The sequence below is a fragment of the Afipia sp. GW821-FHT14H12 genome, from assembly GCF_058803465.1.
The window spans coordinates 526,693-547,868 of record NZ_JBXAOZ010000001.1 but is presented as its reverse complement, the minus strand read 5'-3'; the positions used below and the strand labels follow the sequence as shown (position 1 = coordinate 547,868).

The following is a 21,176-nucleotide window of genomic DNA, read 5'->3' as shown; positions in this document are numbered from 1 at the left end:
GTGTTCATGGCGCGATGTAGCGGAAAGCCGAAAGCGGCTGAACCCGCCATCGAGCGGAGGGTGCTTGATTATCTATTTGAGGCCGGAGAGCCCAGCGAGCCGTTCGCTTATAGCTGCTGCACTTCCGAGGCTCGGATTAAAATTTCGCGCTGCATAAAATCGCGTTCAAGTTGTCCGCGGAGCGATGACCACCATGCACGGTCCAAGGAATCCGTCATCACTTCCAGAATGACAATCTCGTCTTCAACCTGCTTTCCATCCTGAACTTCAACACCCTTTGCTGGAGCGCGCGAATAGGCGGTCACTCCTCCGAATTGCTGCAAGAGCATATTTTGGAGCGAGGAGAGGCGTTCTCCAGAATCTGCCGGTTTGGGTACGAACACTTCTACGAGATGCATGCGGCGTGACGCCATTCAGAAGGAAGCTATCGCCTTTGGCTATCCGCGCGAGCGCTAGTTTTGGATAGCGGGCCAGAGGGCCTTTGGCTATCGCGACAGGCCCCTTTGTAAACGGCGGGCGATGGCTCGCAGAAAAGACCTTAAGTAAAAGATCGTTCCTCTAACGCCTAGGAGAGCAGTAGCGAGGGCGAGGAACTTGCTCGTCGCTGGTCAGTTCAGGGGGTCCATAATTCAGGAGATACCCATGAAGACCCTTGCTTGTTTGACCGTGATCGCCACGGTTTTATCGGCGACCGCTTTCGCGGCAGAAGCGCTTTCGACGCTTCCGCCGAGCACGGCTACTGTGACTAACTACTATAAGCAGGCTGTTTACGATCCTAAGGAAAACAAGATCGGTGAGATTGACGATGTTCTGATCGACAAGGACGGTCGAATCACCGCACTCGTCATCGGCGTCGGCGGCTTTCTCGGCGTTGGCGAAAAGGATGTAGCCGTTCCGTTTTCAGCGGTTAAGGGAACGAAGAAGGATAATAAGTGGTGGCTTACGCTGAACGAGAGCAAGGATTCTCTGAAGAAAGCTACAGGGTTTAAGTACAACAAGGAAACGACGTCATGGTCGGTCGATAAAAAATAAGCCGCACGTCCCAGAGAATCCCGTCTGAGCGGGATTCTCTATTCGGCTTCAGAGCGCGCTTCGGCCCAGAGGCAGGCCCTTGCTAGCGCAGCGGAATAAAGCGCTTCCAATCGCTCTTCGTTCTCGCATTCGTCTATCGCTATTCTAAGATTTCTGATCGCGATAAAAGTGTTCTCCCTAAAGAGATCGCCTGACATGCCGTGCTCGGGAAGCGCCAACGCACTCGCTTTTGACAGATGAGCATCGCCGGGAACGAGATGGGCTTTGTTCAGGGCTTCGAACATGCCGAGCGCGATCACTCGTTCATAGGTTTTCATGGGCGCCATGGAGTCGTTGCATCGGTCTACTTCTCCTCATGCAATTGGTTCCCGTCTAGCCAGTCCTACTCTTCCGCTAGTGCGCGCCACGCCTCTGCCCTTCGCTCATAACGCTTTCGCTTCGGCCGTTCTGTCTGCTGAGAAGTAAGCTCATCGCAGTCCGTCGCCCTTTCCCGATATTCCTCGGCTTTTGTTTTCATGATTGCTAGCGGGCTTTCTATTCAGATCCGTCTGAAACGGCATCGTTGATAACAAGCGTTCAAGCTCCCGGCGCCATCTTGCGATATTCGTCGGCTAGCTTCTGAAATGCTTCCCGCTTGGTCGGGTTTGTTGCGATCTCGCTAATAATGCCGCCGCGATCTTCGGAGCGGGTCGGCGCGTCGCTTTTCTTATGCTTGATTCCGTTTATCTTGTGCAGCCACGCGGATTTCCCACAGCGGTCCACCAAATTCGTCTCTGACTTCCAGCCGCCAATCCTGGCCGGGGCGCAACTTCCCATCGATGTCCTTGATCGTTTGTCCCGCAACTTTCGTTGCTTCGGCCCAGGCAGCATGCTTATCCGAGAGTTCTTCGCCGTGCTCGTCGAAATGATGTTCAGAGCCGTGCTGAATGTTAAAAAAATATCGCGGCAACTTTCATCTCCATAATTATGGAGACAAAAAATGCCTGATCATTGCCAAAGTTCCATAGATCTTACTTACGTGTTTGATTTTGCAGCGCCTCGGCGAGCCTCTTGTCGAAATCTGCTTTGCGCAACGCAATGGGTTTATCAAACGTATTATTTTCGGAGCGGATACCTCGGACAGCATCCTCATCTATCCGATCAATGTTGCAGTCTTTGAAAGTGCAGTCCGTGAAGGCTAACTGCTCCGTGCCATCATCCAGGAGTAGAACACAATCAACAAAAACGCAGTCATCGAACCGCATAAAGTTTAGACGCGACGCAAAGTCGAAAGTCCGCGCATGATAGTTTTCTCGCCAGAAAACTCGCTCCTCACGTAGGTCAATGGTGCTCACGGTTACCTGCTTGGTTTACCGGGGTGAGGACGAATTGCTCGTTTCAGCGTTCGTTGCTCTAAATGCTCGGCTCACCTCCTGACCGCTGCGAATGGAAATGCCATGCCGCTGAGCCATCGACCGAACCCCAGAGGCAGTTCGATTCAGTGCCGCTGCTATTCGATAAACGGACCGTCCTTGCTCAGCATACAGACGCAAGGTGCGCAAATCGTCTTCAGTCCAGCTTCCGTTCTTCACAGCAATCCTCGCAGGTACGATAGATTGCCGATAACGATGAGATAGTCGGCTAGTTCCGATGGTGGCTATGACTTTGGCGCTGCCGAACTCAGCACTTTTGCTATCTCCGCAAGACTATCAGCGGTGCTCGTATTGCCGCCAAGCACTCCAAGAAGGTTCTTCTCGCGCTCCTCATCCAGGACGGCGTGAGCGGCAGCGATCCGCTCCATTTCGTTGGCCAGCTTCCGATATGTGTCGGCAAGCGCAGCGAAGATCTTACGCTTCCCTTCATTCGGCGCCGTTTGACCAATGGTTTCGCAGGCTTGAGCGTCGGCGTGGAGTTTGTCGATAAAGAGCCGAATATCTTGCATTTCTATCCTCTCACCTTAACCAGTCATCTCGGAGGATATAATTTAACCCGAATAGCAGTTGAAGCGCCCATGTTTCACTCCGCGCAAAAATCCGCGCGAAACGCTCTGCTCCATTTCCCATTCCAGATATTCGTTTGCCAAGATTAGCGCGCGTATTGCGCTGCGAAGGTCGCCGCCGCAAGCCGCAATCGCCTGATCGCAGATCGCGTCTAATCGATCCGATTCCGCCTGTAGATCAGGCTCCGGTTGTGCCGACATGATAATGTCCGTGTTGACCTCTTACGTACCATGTTCCTATTCTGTTCTCTTGGAGTCAAGTGGTTCGAAACGCCGTTTCCCACCGCCGTGGAAGCTGGAAAGGCCGAACGCCGATACGTTCATGGTGACCGACGCGAACAATATCTGACTCTAAGGTCGCAGCATTAAATCCGCATCAGGTTCGCCATAAGCTGAGACGCAAATTCGTTAGCGGCCTTGCGATTCTTCGCGGCTAGATTCTTTCCATTCGTCCCAAGGACAACTCCGCGACGTTTCGCCTCCGCCAAAGCAGCTTTCGTTCGCTCGGAAATCAATCGCCGTTCTTCCTGAGCCAATGCCGCAAAGATATGCAGCTGAAAATCTGACGCATTTGGCATTTTAGCGCAGACTAAGCCGATGCCTTGCTCCATGATCTGAGCGGTGAAGCTGACACGTCGAGGGAAGCGATCGAGACGAGCAATGATCAGTTTGGCGTTTTCGCGTTTGGCTAGGGCGAGTGCCTTTTGAAGTTCGGTGCGGTCGTCGTCCCGGCCAGATTGGATGTCGTAGAATTCGGCGATGATCGGACCGTGCTGACAAGCGTGATGGGTAACCTTTGATCGTTGCGCCGCAAGGCCGAGCCCAGATTTGCCCTGTCGCTCCGTCGATACGCGATAGTAGGCAATAAAGCGATTCATTGACCCGCCGTCGGCTTGCTTAGAATATAGGTCAACGGCGTCACTCGAACTTTCTAGCATGATCGCCGAACGGATTGGTAATGCAGGCCACCAGCACCAACGATGCAGTTTTCGAAAGCCTCAATCGCTTAAACAAAACGATCGGCCAGCTTGATGAACGAGGAGCGATACTGGCTTTCGCTGCCTTCGCGGAGGAAGCTTTGGGAGACCTAATCGGATCATCTTTAATAGCAGGAAAGCCGAAGGGACAATTGTTGGAGGGCTTCAATGCCCCACTTGGTACATTCTCAGCTCGAATAAAGATGGCCGTTTCATTAGGTTTGATAACTGCTAGGCAATCAGAAGACCTGGAGCTGCTCCGAAAAATCCGAAATGAATTTGCGCACAGATGGGAAATCGTATCCTTTAGCGATCAAAAATTTCGTCTTACATTACTGCATTGAGCTTTAGCGGCCTGGATGATGAGTTTCCAGAGACACAAATGGCAAAGGTTCAAAGCGTATTTGGGCTGCTTCTATTGGAGCTTCGATCAGCGACGAACCAAAATCGAAAAGCGGGCCACCGCGCATTCGTGGTCGGTCGCCACATAATATCGGGCGTGGTTGGCCCACTGGATGAACAAATCACGACTTGCAAAGAACAATTGCTAGAAATTATGAAGGAGCTTCGAGTTGCTTCAGGCGAGAGGCAGCGTTTCTTACTAGAAGTTCAAAACCGATGGCACGGCAAACTTGAAATTGTCAGGTTGAATGCCCCCATTGAGAGGCAAGGTGAGATCGCTGCAATGCAAATCGCGCTGAGTAAAGAACGCGGATAATGCCCGCCCGGTAAAAGGGGGCAGCTGGATACATCAATTTAAAACGTAAACTAGCGTTTATGTTTTACGACTGCATTAGCGCAGCATTCCCCCGGCGTGGCTGACCAATTTGGTCAGCCAGCCCGGCTTTTAGTTTTTGCCGCGAAGCCCTTCCAGCCGTCCAATACGGTGCAAGGCTTGCGGTGCGTGGAGGACTGCACCTTCACTCCCAGAGGCGTCTGACGATGGTCCTGATATCGATGGCTGCTGGAGGATTGGTCGCTATCTGCGTGCTAGCCCTCATTTCGATTGATGAGGAGGAACCGCGACCAGGCTTTCACACTGGCAGTTCAAAATTTTCGATTTATGATGCTTGGGACTACGTTGATGGGATTTGAATGTGCTTCAACACCGCCGAGAGGCTCCCAAGGCGGGTTATGTGAAGACCCAAGCAAAAATAATTGTTGTGATGAACAATAGGGTGACGGCGGCAATGCCGAGCCGCCCTTGATTACCTATTCGAACGTTAGGTTTTTCTGGCAAGCTGGTTGGCAAGTTCGTTCACTCCACCAGTTTTACTTTCGTTCTCTTTCTATGGGTAGCGCGACGGCGTTCTGTCAGCGGCTATTGAGGACAAAAATGCCAGCTATGCGTGAAGCACGCCTGCCCATTAATTACAGCATCAATGGCCGCTTGCACCTTCCTCCCCTCTGTGGCTGGGCCTTCGAAAGTTTCAGCAGGAAAAACGCCTTCACCAAACTCTACTTCTGAGCAGGTTATTAATAGGCCGGGCCGTGGCCTGTTCCCGGAACTTCCCACCACTGGGTGATTATTTTCTTTCGGTTTAGAGGGAAGAGCCCGATGTCAATGAACAGCCGCCATCTGAGGCCACCCACGTCAGTGCTGTGGTAGGGAGCGGAGCCGACGCTTGTTGTTATCCAAATATACCTTGGAAAGGATCGATGTGCAGATTGCCCTGCAAGATCGCCGCCACGAGCCGTGATTAGCGCCAAGCGCTTTCGTTCTTTTGCTCGTAGTCTTTGAACGCTTTTTCTAAGCCGCCGATCACCTCGGCGGATGTCTCAAATATCGCCTTCAACTGTGGCTCGTCGACTTTCTTTATATCTTCACGCAGATGCTGTTTAATCTCACCGAGGGCTTTTTGCATCTTTTGGGTGTGATGTTTTGGATTATTATCTGCTGCGCTTGCCATCTTCGATCTCCTAATGGCGACATGAAAATAGAGGCTTGCGACTCGAAGAAGTCGGCGGAAGAAAGCGTGTTCCTTCTGCTAGCGAGATCGACCATAGCGCCCCGATTGGGCTTAGAGATTTCGCCGGTCTCCCTGCTCGGAGAAGGTGGCTTTTTCATTTCATGGTGACTGCAATAGCAACCACGACCAAGATTATTGGGATAGCGATGGCGGCGAGAAGCAAACTCGGAAGCGGAGTCCCAAATTGGAGTTTGCCTTTACAGGCCGCTGGTCCGGGCAGTCCATTAGCGTCCGGCTCGCTGGTGTCATTGTTCATTGCTGCGCCTTTCCGCCGCCATCAACACCGCCTCATGATCTCCTGAAAGCTTCCTGCATATGTTTGGCAATCTAACCGCAGTCGCTATTGCGCTCGTCAACTTTCTTCTTCGGTACGAACAAGGTCCTGACATCGCAATCAAATCGTGGGGCTGGATCTTGTCGATCGTGGTCGTCGGCATTCTGTTGTTTACGGGATGGAAGGGCTGGGAAATGGTCTATCGTCATCACGTAGCTGTCTTAGACGCGCCAGGTCAGACGAGCTCTGAACCCGCGATGACTTACAAGGACGACACGATGCGTCCTGCAGCTTAGACGAGTAATGACGACAAAGTTTCTAATTGTACTCTGGAGAGCCGAAGAACTGCTGGTCCAAGCCAGCCTCCACGCTCCGCTTTTGCCAAAGCTAAACTCTGCCGCTTCGCGAAACGCGTTTGTGCAGTAGCTTGTTTCTAAGCTTCCGCCCCATCGCGCGCACGCCTCGTTAGAATTGGTTGATCGAGTGCTTGCACCGAGAACAGGTCAGATGTCAGCGCGTACCAATGCGTTGTTGTCGCAGCCAGAAACCGGCAAAATGGCCGCGTCCATCGTCTCCGTTGTGGCCGGTTGGCACCCGGCACAAGCGCCGGATAATGCGCGCATGATAATTTAGTTGCAGTAAGTAGGTCGGGCCTTCGTCTCTAAGCCCTCGTTCTTGAAAAAAGTCGGGACCACGGTGATCCCGAGCTTCAGACTGTTCTATGCGGTAGCTGAATTAGCTTTGCCCGCCCTTCCGGCCGGCCTCGCTCGCCTTTTCGCGATCATTGGCAAAATTTCCTGGGTTGCCGCCCTGTTGCCCCTGAGAACCGCCACCCTGCTGCTGCTGACCGCCATGGCTATGTTCGCCACCCTTCTTGCCTGCTTCCGAAGCGCGCTGGGGATCATTTGCGAAGTTTCCGCCACGTTGCTCATTTGCCATTTAGATTCTCCGTGATTGCCCGCCAGCCACCAAGGAATGCGTCGCTATCTATTAAGTTCACGATGACCTTCATTATATGGTCGACCATCGTCGCAGACCTAGTGGCAATTGATGAAGAAGGCCGTAGTGAGGGCACGCTCTAGTCAGGTTGGGAAACTCGTTCCTTAATCTCCTCGTGCGCCTCTTTCAGCTCCTCGTCGCTCGCATTCTCTGTATCGGCGAGCTGGTTGTTTGCGTCTTTCAATACGATGATCAACTCTGACAACTTGACCTGCAAAGCCATCGTGTCGCGGTTCTGCGTGTTCTGAATAAGAAACACCATGAGAAATGTGACGATGGTCGTTCCTGTGTTGACCACCAACTGCCAGGTGTCGCTGTAGCCTGGTGAAACAGCGACCTAATCCCCATCAGAAAAGCTTCTTCGCAGACGAGCGCTTATGAATGAGTCTCGGGTCGGACTATTAAAAAAGCCCGCCGAAGCGGGCTTTCTTTATTGGTCACCAATGGCGACGGTGCCAATGACGATGATGCCAGCCGCGATGACCCCATCCGTAGCCGCCATAAAACCGTGGGCCTCCGTAGAATCGACGGCTAGGCACGCAACGTCCCCAAGGATTTATGTGCCAACCGGGCCCGCAACGCCAGCCAACGGTTTGAACTGCGGGCGCAATACTATCGCCTAACGATGAAACTGGCATCGCCTGAGCCGAAGCTGCGCCCAAACCGATGGCGAGTGCGGTTGCTGCAAGTAACTTCATGAGCTGATCCTCCTTCACTTGAGGACTTCATTTCATTACTTCGCGACTGAACGTTGTCTGAAGAAACCAGCCCGATTTCCGCCCAGTCCATTACGGCGAGTTAATAATTCGAAAGCGAGGAATAGGCGGGCTCTTTATAACGATTGTTCTGAGCGGAACGCGCGTTTCGCAGCTGTGCTGCCGTCGGTCGATAAACCATTCGGAGAATTTGCACCATGAAAAAGGCAATTTGCGTAGCCGCAACGGCGTTACTGTTCCTGTCGGCGCTTCATTCGCCCAAACAACCACACCCGGCCATGAATGCAGAACAACGGAAGCGTAAAGGGATCGTCCGATGCTTTCGCCTACGCTCCGGGACATGAAATGCAGAAGAAGGGATCGAAGTCGAACTCTCCGGGAGCCTCTGGTTATGCCCCCGGTCATCCCAGCGGAACGACTGACGTGGGGTCCAGCAGCATGGACTCGTCGTCGGGCTCTGGATCAATCTCAGGTGGGTCGAGGCCGAGCGGATCACGCGGTAGCAGATAAGAACTCGCTCAATAGCCCCGCCGTCTCTCCATGCTCGGAGCGGCGGGCTTTTTCATTTCACGGCGCCTACAATGGCGACCACGACCAAGATTATTGGGATGGCGATGGCGGCGAGAAGCAAACTCGTAAGCGAAGTCCCAAATTGTAGTTTGCCTTACAGGCCGCTGATCCGGGTAGGCAATAGGCGCCAGGCTCGCTGGTGTCATTGTTCACTGCCGCGCCCTTACGTCGCCATCAACACCGACTCGATGATAGGTCTCCTTGAAGTCTTCCTGCTTAATCCTCCTCCAACTGTCGGGGACTCCATGGGGAAGTGGGCTCGATCCGTTCTTGACCAAACGCCGCGTTTTCGGGGTTAAGTTTCCCAGAAAGTCGGCTTGCTCGAATTGAAATGCCAATGCTATTGCCATCGACCGAACGTCAGAAACTGTTCGGCCTAAGTATGGGCGCGCCTGATGGCTCTCCTTTTTTCCTCGGAGCGTTTCCCCTCCAAGGCCACGGAGATTTTAGCACTTTGCGGCGTCTATGTTGTTACATGTTCGAATGATGCTTCTTTTTCTTCATCTTCTTTTTCGATGAATGCTTCGTCATTGTGCCCTTCGACATCGTGTCAGGATTCTTTGACATGTCGTTGGACGACGCCGATGCGGGTGGGTTGGAGTCGTTGCTGGTGCCCTTGGCCGTACCAGCCTGAGCAAATGCTGACCCTGCTGTAATCGACAAAACGGCAGCGGCAATAAGAAACTTTTTCATTTCGAAACTCCTTAGGTTAAGCGATTCTCAAGTATCAAGCTCGCCGCGAGTTCCGGTTCTGCTGTGAATACTACTGCGGGTAGATAGACCGGTAGCCTGTCTCCTCCAAGATTTAGCCCGCCCTCCAAGTTCGGGGGGCTTTTTTCGTTCTGCTGCCATTGAGAAGCGTCGAGACAAGATCGTTTTATTGAAGCGAAGACCTATTTTAGCATTTTCGCCGGGTTGGTTTTTATCAGCTAGCCCGGCTTTAGTTTTCGCCGAGAAGCCCTTCCAACCGTCCAATACGGTGCAACGCCTGCGGTAGCATGGGGGACCGGACCTGACCTTCCGCAGCGCCCGTCAATCACTCCAACGACTTCGGCCCTATGGCTCAAATCTTCGGCTCGTCGGTTTGGTCCCAAGCCTCGCTAATGCTCGATTGTCTCGCCGGTTGGCTTCGGCCGATCTGTCAGTTCCAGAACCCGCTCGTCGCGAGACCGGTGTCTTTGGTAGCCCGAGCGGCTCGTTGAACTTGGCGGCTCCCGTGCCTAAATGCAAAATCACGAACAACGAAAGGAGGTGGTCCAGTGTCTAGTTCGAAGCGCTGTCACCTCGCTGAGGCCGCCCGCTAAGTTCAGAGGACAAGGCATGGCGGTCTTTCCGCCTGGTTCAGCGAGTCTAGGAGGGCGCGGGGGACATCTCACCGCGCCCTCTTTTCGTAGCTGCAACCCGGCGAACCTCCCGGAACATCCCTCTCGAAACGGACTTACCGTTTAAATTCGTAAGGAGGTTCCGATGAAAAAGTTACTTGTCGCAACGTCGCTTTGCGTTTCGTTTTTCGCCGCTCCTGCGATGGCCGTTCCTGCGAGCGGTTCCGCTCCAGCTTTGCCGACCGTGACCGAGCAGGTTCAGTTCTTTTACGGAGGGAGACGCTACTGCTGGTACGATGAGGGCTGGCACGGTCCTGGCTTTTATTGGTGCGGCTATGCGTTTCGTCGGGGTTACGGATGGGGCGGCGGCCCAGGCTGGCATGGTTGGCGTCATGGTGGTGGCAGGCACTGGGACCACCGCGGTGGCGACCATCAAATGGGAGGGCATCGCCGAGGCGGCAGAGACAGAGGCGATTACGGTTCTCCCTCTCGGGGAGGAAATTCGAGTGGTGCGGTTCGCGGGAACGGCGTGAACCGTGGGTCGTATGGTGGAGGGCGAAGTGGCGTTAGCGGCGGCTCGGCCGGTGGTCGGAGTTTCGGTGGCGCTAGCGTCGGAGGCGGGCGTGGCGGCGGTGGCCCAGGTGCCGCTGGCGGAGGTAGCGGAGCTGGCACCGGTAGCGGTGGTACTGGGGGTAGTGCCGGTGGCGGATCTGGCGGGACCAGTCGCTAAAGCTTGACGGAATAGAAGACAAAGAAGCCTCGAAATCTCGGGGCTTCTTTCGTTTACAGTCAGAAACCGGCGTTTTCTATACCGTCGATTATTACTGGGGGCGGCGTACGGATCTGACTGATGATGCGTATCGTCGATTTGTCGATCTGAAAATCTGAGGCTTCGTTAGTGGGTGGCTGCAGATACGAGCCCGTCAAAAACAACAGTGCTAGAAGGCACGAACCGACAACCGCAACATATCGAAAAATAGGCATTAACGTCTGCTCCCGGCATATAATCCGAACGCCAAATGCTTGTTCCGGCAGTTGCGGAGCCAATGTGATTTGTGATGGCCTACAAATCTCCCAAAGATCTAGCCGACAGCATCAGGCAGCGCCGGAAAGCAAAGGCCGCCGATGACGGCTACGTTCGGGAGACCTTTACGCTGCCACGGGAAGAGGCGAGGGCACGGGCTAGGCTCTGGCTCGATCGCTGGCCGGCGGCCGCCTACATGTCAGAGGTGGAGTGGTGGCGAGAACTGCCTCAAGACCGGATAGAGTTCAGGATGAGACGCCTTAAGTCAGCCGACTAGTGATCTGCTTCGGTCGAAGGTCGCAACTCGCCGCGAATCCAACCGGTTGAGCGATTGTCCATGAGCGGATCGGGCCGGTACACTCGATGCATTGTAGCCTACGTTGTCCGCGCGCGCATTTGGCTATCGCGCAAGACTCCTGCCTGGATGCGCTTGCCGACTGAAAGACGCGATAAAGGTGACGATCTGCGTTCTAGTCTTCTTGGTCGTTGTGCCTGTCTCGGTACTTTTCGATTTCTTCAGGCTCGCGTTTGTCGATTTTGGTGAGGTCTGTTCTGGCTTCGTGGTTGGCCCGTAATAAATCGTCTATCTTGGCATGAAGGGCCTGGGTGTCGCGATGCTCGGACCTTTGGATAAAGAGGGTCATCATCCAGGTGGCAAGGGTTGCGACGCCGTGCCAGTTGAGAGTTTCTCGTTGAAAGATGAGCCATAGGCTCCCATAGGCGATGACCGTCAGAAAAGCTAAGGGCTTCGCGCTGAGGGCTCCAAGGTTAGTTAAGATGGATGAGGCTGTCTTGGCCAGCATTTGACGCTCCTCTCTTGAACCTCGCCAAGTAGAGAAGGGCAACTCTGATAATGCAAGCCGTTAGCGAGGGTTTCACGGAACGTGGAGATGACTGACCCGTTTCCTCGGCATGGTCGAGGATCAGGTCCCGGAAATCCATGCGCCGCCAATAAAAGTCCCTGAAACCAATCTGGTCTTCCGGCTCGAACCGACGAATCCAAATGGTCGTTACGTGGCGATCATAGCTGCGGAAAGCGATGAGCAGGCTAGGCGCTTTGCCGCCGATGCCGATCCGTTTGGTGCGGAATGGGAGAATCCGACAAAATATCGTTGCGTTATGTCCGAGGAAGGAGCGTCCCACGTCGTAGGTGACGTCTCGTTTCAGTCCGTGCCAATCCCGCCAAAGACGAAGAGCTAAAGCAGGGCGATTTGGTTCAACGTCGACGCAAAATAAGATAGCTCAAGACCGTACCCGCTAAGGCCAACCCAAGTGTAGATGAGCGATGATTTTCGTCGACTAGGCTAATGGCTGCGTCTTTGACATTCTCTTTCGTTATTGGATGAGAATGCGCCGCGACGCGGATGCGGCTAGCTAATGGAACGACTCGGTCAGATTTTGGGTTCATTTTCGACAGGCCTATCGCCATCGAAATCAAGGCCACGACGACCATGGCGCCCCCTGCCGCGCCGAATGCCTCGAAAAGCCCGTAACGCACCTCGATGAAGCGGAATAGCGCTGCAGCGCCTATTAAAATGGCGATGATGGCGAACACCGTGGCGCCGAGAAGAAAGCAGACTCCAACCACATATGAAGAGATCGCGCTTTTACCGCGAAACGCCTGATCGCGAACGTAAGCCTGACCGGCGTGTTGAATGTTGGATGCTTTAATCGCGAGTGCAGTGCGCAGCAGTCCGATAGGATCGGAATTCATTGGCGGCCTCGGTCGCTGATGCATTCGTTCGAAAATAAAGCCCGGCGTTTTACGCCGGGCCAGCTCTCAGTAGTCCATCCAAGGACTCCCATAATAGTCTGAGACCTTGCGAGCCCGGTTGCGATCTTCCCAGTCCCACGAATCGCCGCTGTACTTCGGCGCGCCTTTGAGTTGGTCTTCGGTGAGGTTGACCAAATAACCGCCCAAGCGAGTGTCGTACTTGAGCTGGTTCCAAGGCAACGGGTAATGTTCGTCACCCATGCCGAGAAAGCCGCCGAAGCTGAGTACGGCATAAGAAACACGACCGTCTCTCTTGCCAACCATAATGCGCTCGATTGAGCCGATCTTGTTTCCGTCTGATCCGTAGACGGCTGTCCCTTCGACCTTGTCGCTTCCGATAAGTCCGGATGTCTCTTTGGTTTCAGTTGCCATGAAGGCCTCCCGTTTTGTGGAGGCTCAACAGCATGGCTCACTGCACGTTCCAATCGGCAGTTTCTGAAGAATATCGTGGGAAGGCTGTACGGCACGAACTAAAGCAAGGTTGCCAAGACTTCCGGTCATAACCGGATTGCTGCTGGTTCGAATCCCGTCCCTGCAATCAGATTTATAAGCCCATGGAATGGGATTGGTCGTGTTTGTGAAGGAGCGATCAACGGACTGAACGATCAGGAGCGGTCTGCCATCTTGGTCATCATTCAGCGCCTGCGCGTTTGGCGGAGGAGCCGCAAGGTTTGAAGTCGGAAGATCGGCCGCGCTTGGTAGGAGAAAAAGGCCCCCGACAGGGGGCCAATTCCTTAGTCATCGTGCTCGTGAAGAATGGTCTTCCTTTGGACCTCGGGTCGATGCCTCTTAATCACAACGGTTTTGTCGCGTGGTTCGCGCTCATGAATAACAGTGGTGCGGTCATGATCGCGATAATGGTCATGTCCCGTGCCGACCGTCACTCCCGCTCCGACGGGGCCGACGCCTACACCTACGCCCACGTCTTCAGCGAAAGCAGGTGCGCTAAGAGCAATGGTCGAAACAGCAGCAACGAATAGAATCTTTCTCATAGCATCCTCCTCAATTTCCAATGTCGGACAAAACTATGGAACGACAAATGTTCCTGTATTTTTCACATTGCACGAAGGAACTTGCTCAGTCGGGGTATTCTTCCGATCCCTGCACCCATAGGAACGATTGAAGATCGATCATGTCGCGCGATCGAAGATCGCTAATGTCAGCTCGAACCTGGTCTACGAAATCGAGCAGGGATCGATAGATGGGCCACGATGGTCGCGACGCATAAGGCAGTTCAACGCCATACCGGCGAGCGGCTTCGCGAGTAACGGTCGGCTTAAAGAAAAAATGCTCGTCCGGCCGAGCGATAAAACCGAACACTGTCGCGAGAGGCCAGGTGAGCACCCGCGTCTGTCTACGAGGCAAATGCCCGATAGCGGTGATCCATTGGTCGAAGCGAGAGTTGAGGGCACCGCGACCGTAGAGAAGTTTAAAGAGGGACTGTGAGAATAGCTTTGCGCCTTCTAGATCTCTGACAGCGTCGCGTAAAGCCATCTTTTCAAAAGAAAAGAGTAGGTTTGTTTTAGACTCGATCCGGACCGCCTGTTGAGCGATTTCAGTAAACGAGCCCTTTTTGATTAGTGCTGCAAATCGGCTTTTGGATAATTTCTTGTTCCACTCGGTATGAGCGGCCCATTTATAGTCGCGCTCAAGTTCTAAGTAATCTGGGTCGTAAAAACCCTTCGGAAAAACGGAAAGAAACTTGCGCCTTGCACGTCGGGCCCAGCGACCCGAAGCCGAGGTCCGGGGTTGGCGCTTGATTAACGCCATATTGGAATGAACAGAGGCCATGGTGTCGTAACAGGCCTCCGAAAATCGCGTTCCACGCTAGGAAGTGGATGGAGGTGAACACGTCCGGCAGGTCGAGTTTCACACCTGAGACAATTGCATCCGCAAGTGTGATTTCATAGCCCACATGAAGTCGAACAACGAATTGCTGCGGTTGAACTTCGACAACATCACCCGGCGCCTTGAGCGCATCGAAAGGCGCTTCGACCAAACCACGATCTGAGGGAAGTAGCCCGACCAGCTCTCTCGTTGCGAACCGCCAAAACCGGCCGGGCCTGCCGCATCAATCATAAACGGCTAATTCTAAATCCGTTCGGAAAAGTTTGTTCCAGTCAGCCCGGCCGGATCAAAGTTGGTGCGATGGTCCAGCCGGGCCCTAGTCGCTGCTCAGGGTAGCGACCGGTAATTATATCGTTCGAAGCAGTCAGCGAATACCCATAAGTCAGCCCGACCGGGCAGAAGCTGAGGCTTAACCACCCAGCCGGGCTTTAGCCGCCGAGCTTGGTTCACAGCGGCGATACTCAAGCCGCTCCTTAAATCCACGTTCCTACCCACAAAGAGGTATTGAAATAAGAATCGTGATTGTCGCGATGCTTGCGCTTGTCCGCGCGGTGCCGATTGCTGAAGCCTGCCCGCGTCATGTCGTGTACCAGCGTTACACGCCAGAGTGCAATGTCTCGATGCCGTGCGAGGGCATAGGAAAGCCAACAGTCAGCGCGAAGAAGTTCCGCCGTCTCGCTCGGGCTAGGCTCTCTACGACGGCCATGCCGTTCGGGATGCCGACTCGCACCGCCGTGGAAGGATGAAGCTTTTCTGAGGCCATTTCAAATACGCGGTGAACGTCGACGCCGAACTGGTGTGGCGTGGCATTCGCAGGACCGGCTCGACCTTGGAGGGCAGGCCGTCTGGCCCTGTCGCCGGCGCCGTGGCGGTTTTCAGCCGAGGTGGGCGAGGAAAGAGCAGGCTTGGCAGATCGAGCCCTATCGCAAGCGGCCTATCGCATATCGAATTGCCGGATTCTGACATACCCGACTGGCGTCACGCCCGCATTGCGATTGCGATGGTGGGACTGATGGTCGCGGTGATCGGGTTCCCGACCGGTTGATGAAGCTATCGCGCGCGATGTGGGTTATTGTTTATGTTTCCCCCAAGACTTAACCCGCCCTCCTTACTCGGAGAGGCGGGATTTTTGTATTCTAAACCAGTGAAACTCGATCAAACTTGTTCTTTGTGAGCCAATCTCTTTTCGAGCACCATCATGGCTTTGCCCATCTCTTCGGCCACGGCTTTAGCGCTTCGCGCATCAGCACCGATTTCTGCGACTTCGGCCCGGAGGCGGTGGAGCGCGTTCTGAAGCGACTCAATCTTTTCGTGGTCGCTAAGAGAATCCCATGGCTTTAGCATCGCATAATGAAGCCGTTGTTTTCGCCAAAGCCTGTATACTGTGCAGAGTCAATGATCGCATCCGCCATTCGTCGGAGAGTAACTAGCACGGTTAATGCATGGTTTCAGAAGATCCGCATCATTCCTTGCCCTTCTCCGAGGCGATGACGGTGGTTGAATTTGTCGTTGTCGAGCAGATCAAGAGCGCGGGTCAGCGTGTCCCGGTCTGTGCTGGGCGTGACTGGGTCCCGACGCTCTCCCAACAGGCGCTGCGCAGCCTAACTGTGGTGATAACGGTTTCCGTTTCCTGAGTCATGATGATCGCTCCCAGCGTGAAGGGCGGGACGGTTTAGAAAGCTTTATGCCTTCCTCCCGTTCATGACCAGCGCGCGCCTCGCCCTCTCAGCAACCCGGCCAGTGAGGCCTTCTCCGCCGACAGATCGGTAAGTCTGTTACCTCCCATGCCTTAGCCGCCCTCCCTGTTCGGAGTGGCTGGCTTTTTTGTCGTTCACATCTTCTTCGGAATCCAAGTGGTTCTTACTGGATTGTCCTCCAGTTCGAGCTCCTTGACCGCTTCGTTAAAGCGGTCGTCATCCAGCAAGTCGAGAACGCGGCTCAATGTCTCTCGATCGGCGCCCGGCGTTGCCGGATCAAGGCGTTCTCCGAGTAGCTTTTGAGCAGCCCGTACTGTGGCAATAATTGTTTCTGCTTCCTGGATCATGACAATCGCTCCCAGCGTGGTCGGCTGGATGATTTCGGAAGATGGATGCCCTTTCTGCCGTTGAGCACGGTGCCGATCCCAGCCATGGCATGCAGCATCGGACTACGGCCTTCAGCAGCCATCAGGACCGCTTCAATCGCAGCCTGCAAATCATGTTCAGCATGTTGGGATGGGAGCTTGAGCAGATAATCGCGAGCGTCGGTCAGCGTCTTGGTAGGTTTGCCCTGAGGAGAAACAAACGTCTTTATCCACGACGCTGACCAACTCATTTTACGCTACTCCGTAACCAGAACGGCGGATTCAATGAGAGCCAGCGTGATTCGTTCCGGGAACGTGCGGAGCTTGCTGTCATTTACTGGCGGCGTAGAGAGAGAAAGAACGCTCGCCGAATTGTGCACGGCGGGAACAGGGCGCGCAGTATTCTCGCGATCTCCCGAGCGGGATCACGCCGTCGAGCCTGACGTGATAGCGATAGCGACGTGGTTTTCATTCATACCTCTTTTGGGGTAGGAACGTGGATTTGCAAAAGAGGCTTGGAAATAAGCCGCTGTGTTCCGAGGCGTGCGGCTAGAGCTCGGCCGGGTTTAAAGGGTGCCCCCACCCGGTCGGGCTGACTTGAGTGTCGTTCCAATCCCACAACATTTCAGGAAGAACTTGTTGTTTAGATCTCAAAGTAACAGCTTGGGTTCCCAAAGCCGATCAATAGAGAGACGAGCCCGAATGTGGATAGATACGTCAGAACCGCTTCCATAGGCTGCGCTTATATTTTGCAGTCTCGAAGAACTGATCGATCTACACTGGGAAGACGTCGAACAGGATTGCGGCAACCAACACAATAACTCCTAGGCCAACTCCGATGCCTAAAATTACACCGAGAATGAGTTCGGCAGCCCCATCTTCTCTTCGCATCGCCTGAGGTTACTGCCGTGCATTGAAACGAGACAGTCACTCAGAAGAGGTATTCATCGTCTAACGTTTATGCTTTTACGCTTGGATTGGCGCAGCTTAACGCAACTATGCTGCGGGATCGAAGCTCACCACAGTTGGCGATAGTCGGGAAATTTCCGCAGCGCCGTATCGTAGCGAGCCGGGACGATCCATGGCAGCACTAGTCCCATGACCCAGTTGGCAAGCGGCGAGACGTGCCGCACATAAAGATCGATTGGATCGAGCCGATGCCCCAGATGGAGCTTGGGATCGTAATTTAACCCGCTGCTGCGGAAGCGTTTATAACCATGGATCATCGCCCAGCTGGTTATGTCGCGTGAAATGTAGTGGTAGAGATGGAGGTCGATCGCGAAGTTGTAATCGAGGCCAATATATTCGCCAAAAATATCGTCGCCCTCTACCATGCATAGCGAGAATGCCATCATGGTATTGCCGCGATACCAAATAAAGAGCCGAGTCTTGTCACTCATCTCGCAACCGACGCGGCGGAAGTAGTCCTTGGTCAATTTCTCGAAATGAAAGTTTGAGCGTTCGTAGGTTTGCAGATATAGCGGATAGAGCTCATCGATAAAGCTTGCTGCATTATCGGTCACCGTCATCTTGAGATCTGAATTTTCAGTTGCGCGGAATTTCTTCCGCAGATGACAGCGTGCATTTCCGCTTAGTGCCTTTTGCATGTAGTCATCGAAACTATCGTAGTCGATGTCAAGCGTCGTCATGGGCATGCTCGGTGCACGCCTAAACCCTTCGCGCTCGAAACACGCGAGGTCGCGGCGATTGCTGCGTGGAAACTCCTTAAGCACAATCATTTGTGCACCCAACACATGTGCTTGGGCAACGATACTCCGCGCCAATACCCTGGCGACGGCCGCGGACGAAAGATGCCTACTTGCCGCGAGATGTCCTTCGCCTGCAGTGCAGCCGAGCATCAGCGTGCGTAGTTTCAGAAAATGCGGGTAATAGCTACGAATGCGCGCAACGAGCGGCGAACGCTCAAACTTGAGACCCTCCAACAGATCTTGGTCAAGCAGAAAATAAGGCTGCACTGCCAGCACGTGACCCGCCATATTGCGAATTGCGAAACACCCGTACTGGAGGCGATCGCGGATCGTGTCCGCAACGATCTCGTAGTAGCGGTGATCCTTGCGCTGGTCCGCGAAGGTGGTTTGCCACGCCTCACAGGTATGTAGTCCATCGGCGCCGATTGGTCGGACTGAGAGGAGCTCAGGAGCTGGAATATACTGCTTCATGCGCCGCTGATCTTTGCTGGCCGCCGTAGGTAGGCTTAGGAGGTTTAGTCCTCCCGGGCTCTAGCCGCCGATGTTGAACGGCGACATAAATCAAACATCCCCACTTTAAGTCAGGTTCCATCAGCCGAAAGTGGTATCGCGACCGGGAGTCTATGTCGCGGGCTGAGCGTTAGTCCCTATGCCGGGAATCGCGCGTCGAACGGTCCTTAGCCAAATTAAAGCCCGCAACCCCAAACATGGGCGATGCTTGGCGCAACGACGCCGTACATGGCCTTCTCCAAAAGATTTGGCTGATCGGGTCGGCAGGAGCACTCGTAGCCCGTACCGCAGCAAGTTGAATTCTAGGCTCTACACTCTTGGCTAGTCCTTCAACCTACAACGTCGAGGTAAAAGAATGGCTCGGATCATGATTATCGCGGGACTTACGTTCATCTGTGCGGCTTCAGATGCTGAAGCGCGCTATCGCAATCGTGTGCAGCAATGCATCGAGACTGGAACTGAACTGCACCCGGTATGTGGGATGGGCGCTCCTGTAGTTTCCGCGCCATTCCCAGGTCGAGCTATCGTGATCGCTGAACGTGGCACGGGCAACGTGCGGGCTCTTTCGGGTGCCACCGCTCATGTCGCCGCTTCGGCTGCAGGTTCGTTTCAATGCATTGTGGACCGGCTTGAACGGCAGGGATACCCGATCCGGTTCATGGGCGGCTGGCGCGCCCGCGGCTCGTTACGAGGCTCGCTGCACCGGGCGGGACTAGCGATAGACATCAACCAAACAGGGCGTAACCGAACGACTCCCCGCATGCCTTCAAATGAAGTTGAAATCGCTAATTCCTGCGGCGCAATTTCGGGCGCTCAATGGGGGCATCGTGACAGCGGGCATTTTCAGATTGGCGGCTGGACGGGGTGGGGTCAGAATTACGCGCGACGGCATCAAGCGCGCTACGCGAATCAATAATTCGATCGGCGCGGCATTCGTCCGTCAACACGGGCTGATCTCGCTTGACTGCGGCGTGGCTCGTTTCCCGTCGCGATAGTGATCCGAGGTTCTGAAACCGCTAGCAGGGACACAGGGCACAATGCTTCCGCTCAGCGGAAATACGAGGTTCAGTGGAAAACTAAGTCGGCGATCATTGTTGTTTGCAGCTTGGTGTGATTTTCGCGATGACCCTCCAGCCAGCCCACTTCTTCAGCAAGAGCGCGGATAAGCGAACGATTTTCTGAGCCTCAGCTGCGGGGCATCACACAGGAAGGCTCCAGCTTTTGATCACTTCTTCGGTGGGTGCCAGTTCGATCTGAATGTCGAAGCGTCTGTTGTATAGATCAATCAGCGCGTCATGGCTCTCGTCCGAAGAACTGGCAAGCGCGTCGCTCACCACAATGGTCCGATAGCCGTGATCGACCGCGGCCAGAACGGTGGCCAGCACGCAGACGTCCGTTTCTGAACCGGAGACAATCAGCGTGGTGACGTGGCGATCCTGCAGCCACGCATGCAGACGGCCGTCTGCAAAAGCCGAATAAGTGGGCCGGTCGAACTGCGCGGCCGGAGGTACAAATTTCTGCAGCTCCGGCACGAGATCGATAAAAGCGGGATCGAGGTTATCCAATGTCACGTCGCGCCACTTCTCGTAATACGCTCGCCATGTTCCGAACGCATCGGAGGGAGATTTCGCGGGAATGAAGCGCGTGAAAAGGGTGCGACGGGGTTGATGTTCGACGAGCGTCGCAATCACCGGAAGCGTGTGCTCTAGCCACGGGGTCATCCAAGGCCCGCCCGGCGCGAACAGCCGCTGCATGTCGATACATAGATGGACGCTCTGCTCGCTGATTGTGCCACGCAGCGTGCCCATCAGAAGGATGTCCTTCGATGTTTGCGCGAGATCGGCCGGGGCCGCGTCCACAGCCGGACCATGCGCTCGAGCACCACGCCTGTGGCAAATCCAGCGGCGACATCGGTCACCCAGTGTGCCAGCAAAACTACGCGCGTCGTTGTGAGAATGGACGCTGCGACCCAGGCGCCGTAACGCAGGTTTCGTGGCAGTAAGGTCGCGAACGAAGCAAGCGCCCCCATGTGGATTGCGTGGCCGGAGGGAAATGCATCATTTGGCTTGCCCGAACGGGGAATGCCGTGTCGATGTTGAGCGAAGGGCTTCCGGTCTGGCCGCTTCTGGTCGATCATAGTTTTCAGGGCGTGCGGTGAAATCGCCGTTGCCACGGTGGTGACGAGGCAGTGCGTTCCCACTTGCTTGATTCGCCTATCGGAGTGACGGGAGGCGAGCCAGAAAATCGCGGAGGCAACCAACAGCAGATGTTCGTCTGCACCCCATGTGAGCACCTCCGCTGCCGTTTCAACGCGCGGATCGGTTTGCCTCGAAATCGATTTCGCAATCCGTTTGTCGAATATAGTGGGTTTGATTGTAACAAGGGCCATACGGTGTCCTTTCAAATAAAGG

At 54.5% G+C, this 21,176-nt stretch carries 31 protein-coding genes and 1 pseudogene; 10 read left to right on the top strand and 22 right to left on the bottom strand.

Translation table 11 applies throughout. The annotated features are described in order from the left end of the window. Positions 1 to 107: 107 nt before the first annotated feature. Positions 108 to 398: a hypothetical protein gene (locus AC1RNA_RS02720; protein ID WP_492950138.1), complete on the bottom strand. Its 291-nt coding sequence runs from the start codon at positions 396 to 398 to the stop codon at positions 108 to 110. Between the two features lie 244 nt (positions 399 to 642). On the opposite strand from AC1RNA_RS02720, the gene AC1RNA_RS02715 reads away from it, so the two are divergent. Continuing rightward, the gene (locus AC1RNA_RS02715) at positions 643 to 1,032 is read left to right on the top strand and encodes a PRC-barrel domain-containing protein (protein WP_492950137.1); all 390 of its coding nucleotides are present in this window, start codon (positions 643 to 645) and stop codon (positions 1,030 to 1,032) included. A 38-nt stretch (positions 1,033 to 1,070) separates the two neighbouring features. Here the strand turns inward: AC1RNA_RS02715 and AC1RNA_RS02710 are convergent, their stop codons facing one another. From AC1RNA_RS02710 to AC1RNA_RS02685, 6 genes are all read right to left on the bottom strand, one after another. Beyond that, a complete protein-coding gene (locus tag AC1RNA_RS02710) occupies positions 1,071 to 1,349 on the bottom strand; it encodes a hypothetical protein (RefSeq protein WP_492950136.1) in 279 nt (92 codons plus the stop codon). 389 nt (positions 1,350 to 1,738) lie between these two features. Beyond that, the gene (locus AC1RNA_RS02705) at positions 1,739 to 1,981 is read right to left on the bottom strand and encodes a DUF6894 family protein (RefSeq protein WP_492950135.1); all 243 of its coding nucleotides are present in this window, start codon (positions 1,979 to 1,981) and stop codon (positions 1,739 to 1,741) included. A gap of 61 nt (positions 1,982 to 2,042) precedes the next feature. Next, complete coding sequence (locus AC1RNA_RS02700) at positions 2,043 to 2,366, bottom strand: hypothetical protein (protein WP_492950134.1); 324 nt, start codon at positions 2,364 to 2,366, stop codon at positions 2,043 to 2,045. Between the two features lie 302 nt (positions 2,367 to 2,668). After that, entirely contained in the window at positions 2,669 to 2,953 is a 285-nt protein-coding gene (locus AC1RNA_RS02695; protein WP_492950133.1) for a hypothetical protein, read from the bottom strand. A gap of 42 nt (positions 2,954 to 2,995) precedes the next feature. Next, a complete protein-coding gene (locus tag AC1RNA_RS02690) occupies positions 2,996 to 3,211 on the bottom strand; it encodes a hypothetical protein (RefSeq protein WP_492950132.1) in 216 nt (71 codons plus the stop codon). Positions 3,212 to 3,375: 164 nt separating this feature from the next. Next, on the bottom strand, positions 3,376 to 3,888 hold the full coding sequence (locus tag AC1RNA_RS02685) for a recombinase family protein (RefSeq protein WP_492950131.1): 513 nt from the start codon (positions 3,886 to 3,888) through the stop codon (positions 3,376 to 3,378). 80 nt (positions 3,889 to 3,968) lie between these two features. Between AC1RNA_RS02685 and AC1RNA_RS02680 the strand changes: the two genes are divergently transcribed. Both AC1RNA_RS02680 and AC1RNA_RS02675 read left to right on the top strand, forming a co-directional pair. Beyond that, entirely contained in the window at positions 3,969 to 4,331 is a 363-nt protein-coding gene (locus tag AC1RNA_RS02680; RefSeq protein WP_492950130.1) for an MltR family transcriptional regulator, read from the top strand. 38 nt (positions 4,332 to 4,369) lie between these two features. Further along, positions 4,370 to 4,705, top strand: a complete 336-nt coding sequence (locus AC1RNA_RS02675) for a hypothetical protein (RefSeq protein WP_492950129.1) — start codon at positions 4,370 to 4,372, stop codon at positions 4,703 to 4,705. A 982-nt stretch (positions 4,706 to 5,687) separates the two neighbouring features. On the opposite strand, the gene AC1RNA_RS02670 is transcribed toward AC1RNA_RS02675, so the two are convergent. Further along, positions 5,688 to 5,897: a hypothetical protein gene (locus AC1RNA_RS02670; RefSeq protein WP_492950128.1), complete on the bottom strand. Its 210-nt coding sequence runs from the start codon at positions 5,895 to 5,897 to the stop codon at positions 5,688 to 5,690. A gap of 375 nt (positions 5,898 to 6,272) precedes the next feature. On the opposite strand from AC1RNA_RS02670, the gene AC1RNA_RS02665 reads away from it, so the two are divergent. Continuing rightward, entirely contained in the window at positions 6,273 to 6,527 is a 255-nt protein-coding gene (locus AC1RNA_RS02665) for a DUF2231 domain-containing protein (protein WP_492950127.1), read from the top strand. A 379-nt stretch (positions 6,528 to 6,906) separates the two neighbouring features. Continuing rightward, positions 6,907 to 7,185 carry a hypothetical protein gene (locus AC1RNA_RS02660; RefSeq protein ID WP_492950126.1) on the top strand — a complete coding sequence of 93 codons (279 nt, stop codon included), beginning with the start codon at positions 6,907 to 6,909 and terminating at the stop codon, positions 7,183 to 7,185. 124 nt (positions 7,186 to 7,309) lie between these two features. On the opposite strand, the pseudogene AC1RNA_RS02655 reads toward AC1RNA_RS02660, so the two are convergent. From AC1RNA_RS02655 to AC1RNA_RS02645, 3 genes and pseudogenes are all read right to left on the bottom strand, one after another. Next, a pseudogene (locus AC1RNA_RS02655) lies at positions 7,310 to 7,552 on the bottom strand (low affinity iron permease family protein); the annotation flags it as partial. A gap of 115 nt (positions 7,553 to 7,667) precedes the next feature. Beyond that, a complete protein-coding gene (locus AC1RNA_RS02650; protein WP_492950125.1) occupies positions 7,668 to 7,928 on the bottom strand; it encodes a GCG_CRPN prefix-to-repeats domain-containing protein in 261 nt (86 codons plus the stop codon). A gap of 1,059 nt (positions 7,929 to 8,987) precedes the next feature. Further along, entirely contained in the window at positions 8,988 to 9,209 is a 222-nt protein-coding gene (locus AC1RNA_RS02645) for a hypothetical protein (RefSeq protein WP_492950124.1), read from the bottom strand. A gap of 1,009 nt (positions 9,210 to 10,218) precedes the next feature. Here AC1RNA_RS02645 and AC1RNA_RS02640 point away from each other — a divergent pair. Continuing rightward, positions 10,219 to 10,371: a hypothetical protein gene (locus AC1RNA_RS02640; protein WP_492950123.1), complete on the top strand. Its 153-nt coding sequence runs from the start codon at positions 10,219 to 10,221 to the stop codon at positions 10,369 to 10,371. A gap of 525 nt (positions 10,372 to 10,896) precedes the next feature. Then, entirely contained in the window at positions 10,897 to 11,139 is a 243-nt protein-coding gene (locus AC1RNA_RS02635) for a hypothetical protein (RefSeq protein WP_492950122.1), read from the top strand. Between the two features lie 193 nt (positions 11,140 to 11,332). Here the strand turns inward: AC1RNA_RS02635 and AC1RNA_RS02630 are convergent, their stop codons facing one another. After that, entirely contained in the window at positions 11,333 to 11,665 is a 333-nt protein-coding gene (locus AC1RNA_RS02630; protein WP_492950121.1) for a low affinity iron permease family protein, read from the bottom strand. Between the two features lie 109 nt (positions 11,666 to 11,774). Here AC1RNA_RS02630 and AC1RNA_RS02625 point away from each other — a divergent pair, with 109 nt between their 5' ends. Beyond that, entirely contained in the window at positions 11,775 to 12,062 is a 288-nt protein-coding gene (locus AC1RNA_RS02625; protein ID WP_492950120.1) for a hypothetical protein, read from the top strand. A gap of 16 nt (positions 12,063 to 12,078) precedes the next feature. Here AC1RNA_RS02625 and AC1RNA_RS02620 read toward each other — a convergent pair whose 3' ends face one another. The 5 genes from AC1RNA_RS02620 to AC1RNA_RS02600 all read right to left on the bottom strand — a co-directional run bounded on the left by AC1RNA_RS02620 (position 12,079) and on the right by AC1RNA_RS02600 (position 14,715). After that, the gene (locus AC1RNA_RS02620; protein WP_492950119.1) at positions 12,079 to 12,576 is read right to left on the bottom strand and encodes a hypothetical protein; all 498 of its coding nucleotides are present in this window, start codon (positions 12,574 to 12,576) and stop codon (positions 12,079 to 12,081) included. A 66-nt stretch (positions 12,577 to 12,642) separates the two neighbouring features. Then, complete coding sequence (locus AC1RNA_RS02615; RefSeq protein ID WP_492950118.1) at positions 12,643 to 13,008, bottom strand: PRC-barrel domain-containing protein; 366 nt, start codon at positions 13,006 to 13,008, stop codon at positions 12,643 to 12,645. Between the two features lie 362 nt (positions 13,009 to 13,370). Further along, entirely contained in the window at positions 13,371 to 13,628 is a 258-nt protein-coding gene (locus AC1RNA_RS02610; protein ID WP_492950117.1) for a hypothetical protein, read from the bottom strand. 85 nt (positions 13,629 to 13,713) lie between these two features. Then, on the bottom strand, positions 13,714 to 14,427 hold the full coding sequence (locus tag AC1RNA_RS02605) for a hypothetical protein (RefSeq protein WP_492950116.1): 714 nt from the start codon (positions 14,425 to 14,427) through the stop codon (positions 13,714 to 13,716). Positions 14,428 to 14,505: 78 nt separating this feature from the next. After that, positions 14,506 to 14,715 carry a hypothetical protein gene (locus AC1RNA_RS02600; protein ID WP_492950115.1) on the bottom strand — a complete coding sequence of 70 codons (210 nt, stop codon included), beginning with the start codon at positions 14,713 to 14,715 and terminating at the stop codon, positions 14,506 to 14,508. Positions 14,716 to 15,926: 1,211 nt separating this feature from the next. Between AC1RNA_RS02600 and AC1RNA_RS02595 the strand changes: the two genes are divergently transcribed. Further along, positions 15,927 to 16,118, top strand: a complete 192-nt coding sequence (locus AC1RNA_RS02595) for a hypothetical protein (RefSeq protein WP_492950114.1) — start codon at positions 15,927 to 15,929, stop codon at positions 16,116 to 16,118. Positions 16,119 to 16,315: 197 nt separating this feature from the next. Here AC1RNA_RS02595 and AC1RNA_RS02590 read toward each other — a convergent pair whose 3' ends face one another. The 3 genes from AC1RNA_RS02590 to AC1RNA_RS02580 all read right to left on the bottom strand — a co-directional run bounded on the left by AC1RNA_RS02590 (position 16,316) and on the right by AC1RNA_RS02580 (position 18,726). Continuing rightward, positions 16,316 to 16,528 carry a hypothetical protein gene (locus AC1RNA_RS02590; RefSeq protein ID WP_492950113.1) on the bottom strand — a complete coding sequence of 71 codons (213 nt, stop codon included), beginning with the start codon at positions 16,526 to 16,528 and terminating at the stop codon, positions 16,316 to 16,318. Next, positions 16,525 to 16,797 (bottom strand): hypothetical protein, encoded by a 273-nt coding sequence (locus tag AC1RNA_RS02585; protein WP_492950112.1) that lies wholly within the window; start codon positions 16,795 to 16,797, stop codon positions 16,525 to 16,527. The genes AC1RNA_RS02590 and AC1RNA_RS02585 overlap by 4 nt, the downstream gene beginning before the upstream one ends. Before the next feature lie 765 nt (positions 16,798 to 17,562). Continuing rightward, positions 17,563 to 18,726 (bottom strand): GNAT family N-acetyltransferase, encoded by a 1,164-nt coding sequence (locus AC1RNA_RS02580; RefSeq protein WP_492950111.1) that lies wholly within the window; start codon positions 18,724 to 18,726, stop codon positions 17,563 to 17,565. A gap of 394 nt (positions 18,727 to 19,120) precedes the next feature. Here AC1RNA_RS02580 and AC1RNA_RS02575 point away from each other — a divergent pair, with 394 nt between their 5' ends. Continuing rightward, positions 19,121 to 19,681, top strand: coding sequence for a M15 family metallopeptidase (locus AC1RNA_RS02575; RefSeq protein ID WP_492950110.1), 561 nt, complete (start codon positions 19,121 to 19,123; stop codon positions 19,679 to 19,681). A gap of 283 nt (positions 19,682 to 19,964) precedes the next feature. Here AC1RNA_RS02575 and AC1RNA_RS02570 read toward each other — a convergent pair whose 3' ends face one another. Then, positions 19,965 to 20,573, bottom strand: coding sequence for a cysteine hydrolase family protein (locus AC1RNA_RS02570; RefSeq protein WP_492950109.1), 609 nt, complete (start codon positions 20,571 to 20,573; stop codon positions 19,965 to 19,967). Further along, positions 20,573 to 21,154 carry a phosphatase PAP2 family protein gene (locus tag AC1RNA_RS02565; RefSeq protein WP_492950108.1) on the bottom strand — a complete coding sequence of 194 codons (582 nt, stop codon included), beginning with the start codon at positions 21,152 to 21,154 and terminating at the stop codon, positions 20,573 to 20,575. The genes AC1RNA_RS02570 and AC1RNA_RS02565 overlap by 1 nt, the downstream gene beginning before the upstream one ends. Positions 21,155 to 21,176 lie beyond the last annotated feature (22 nt).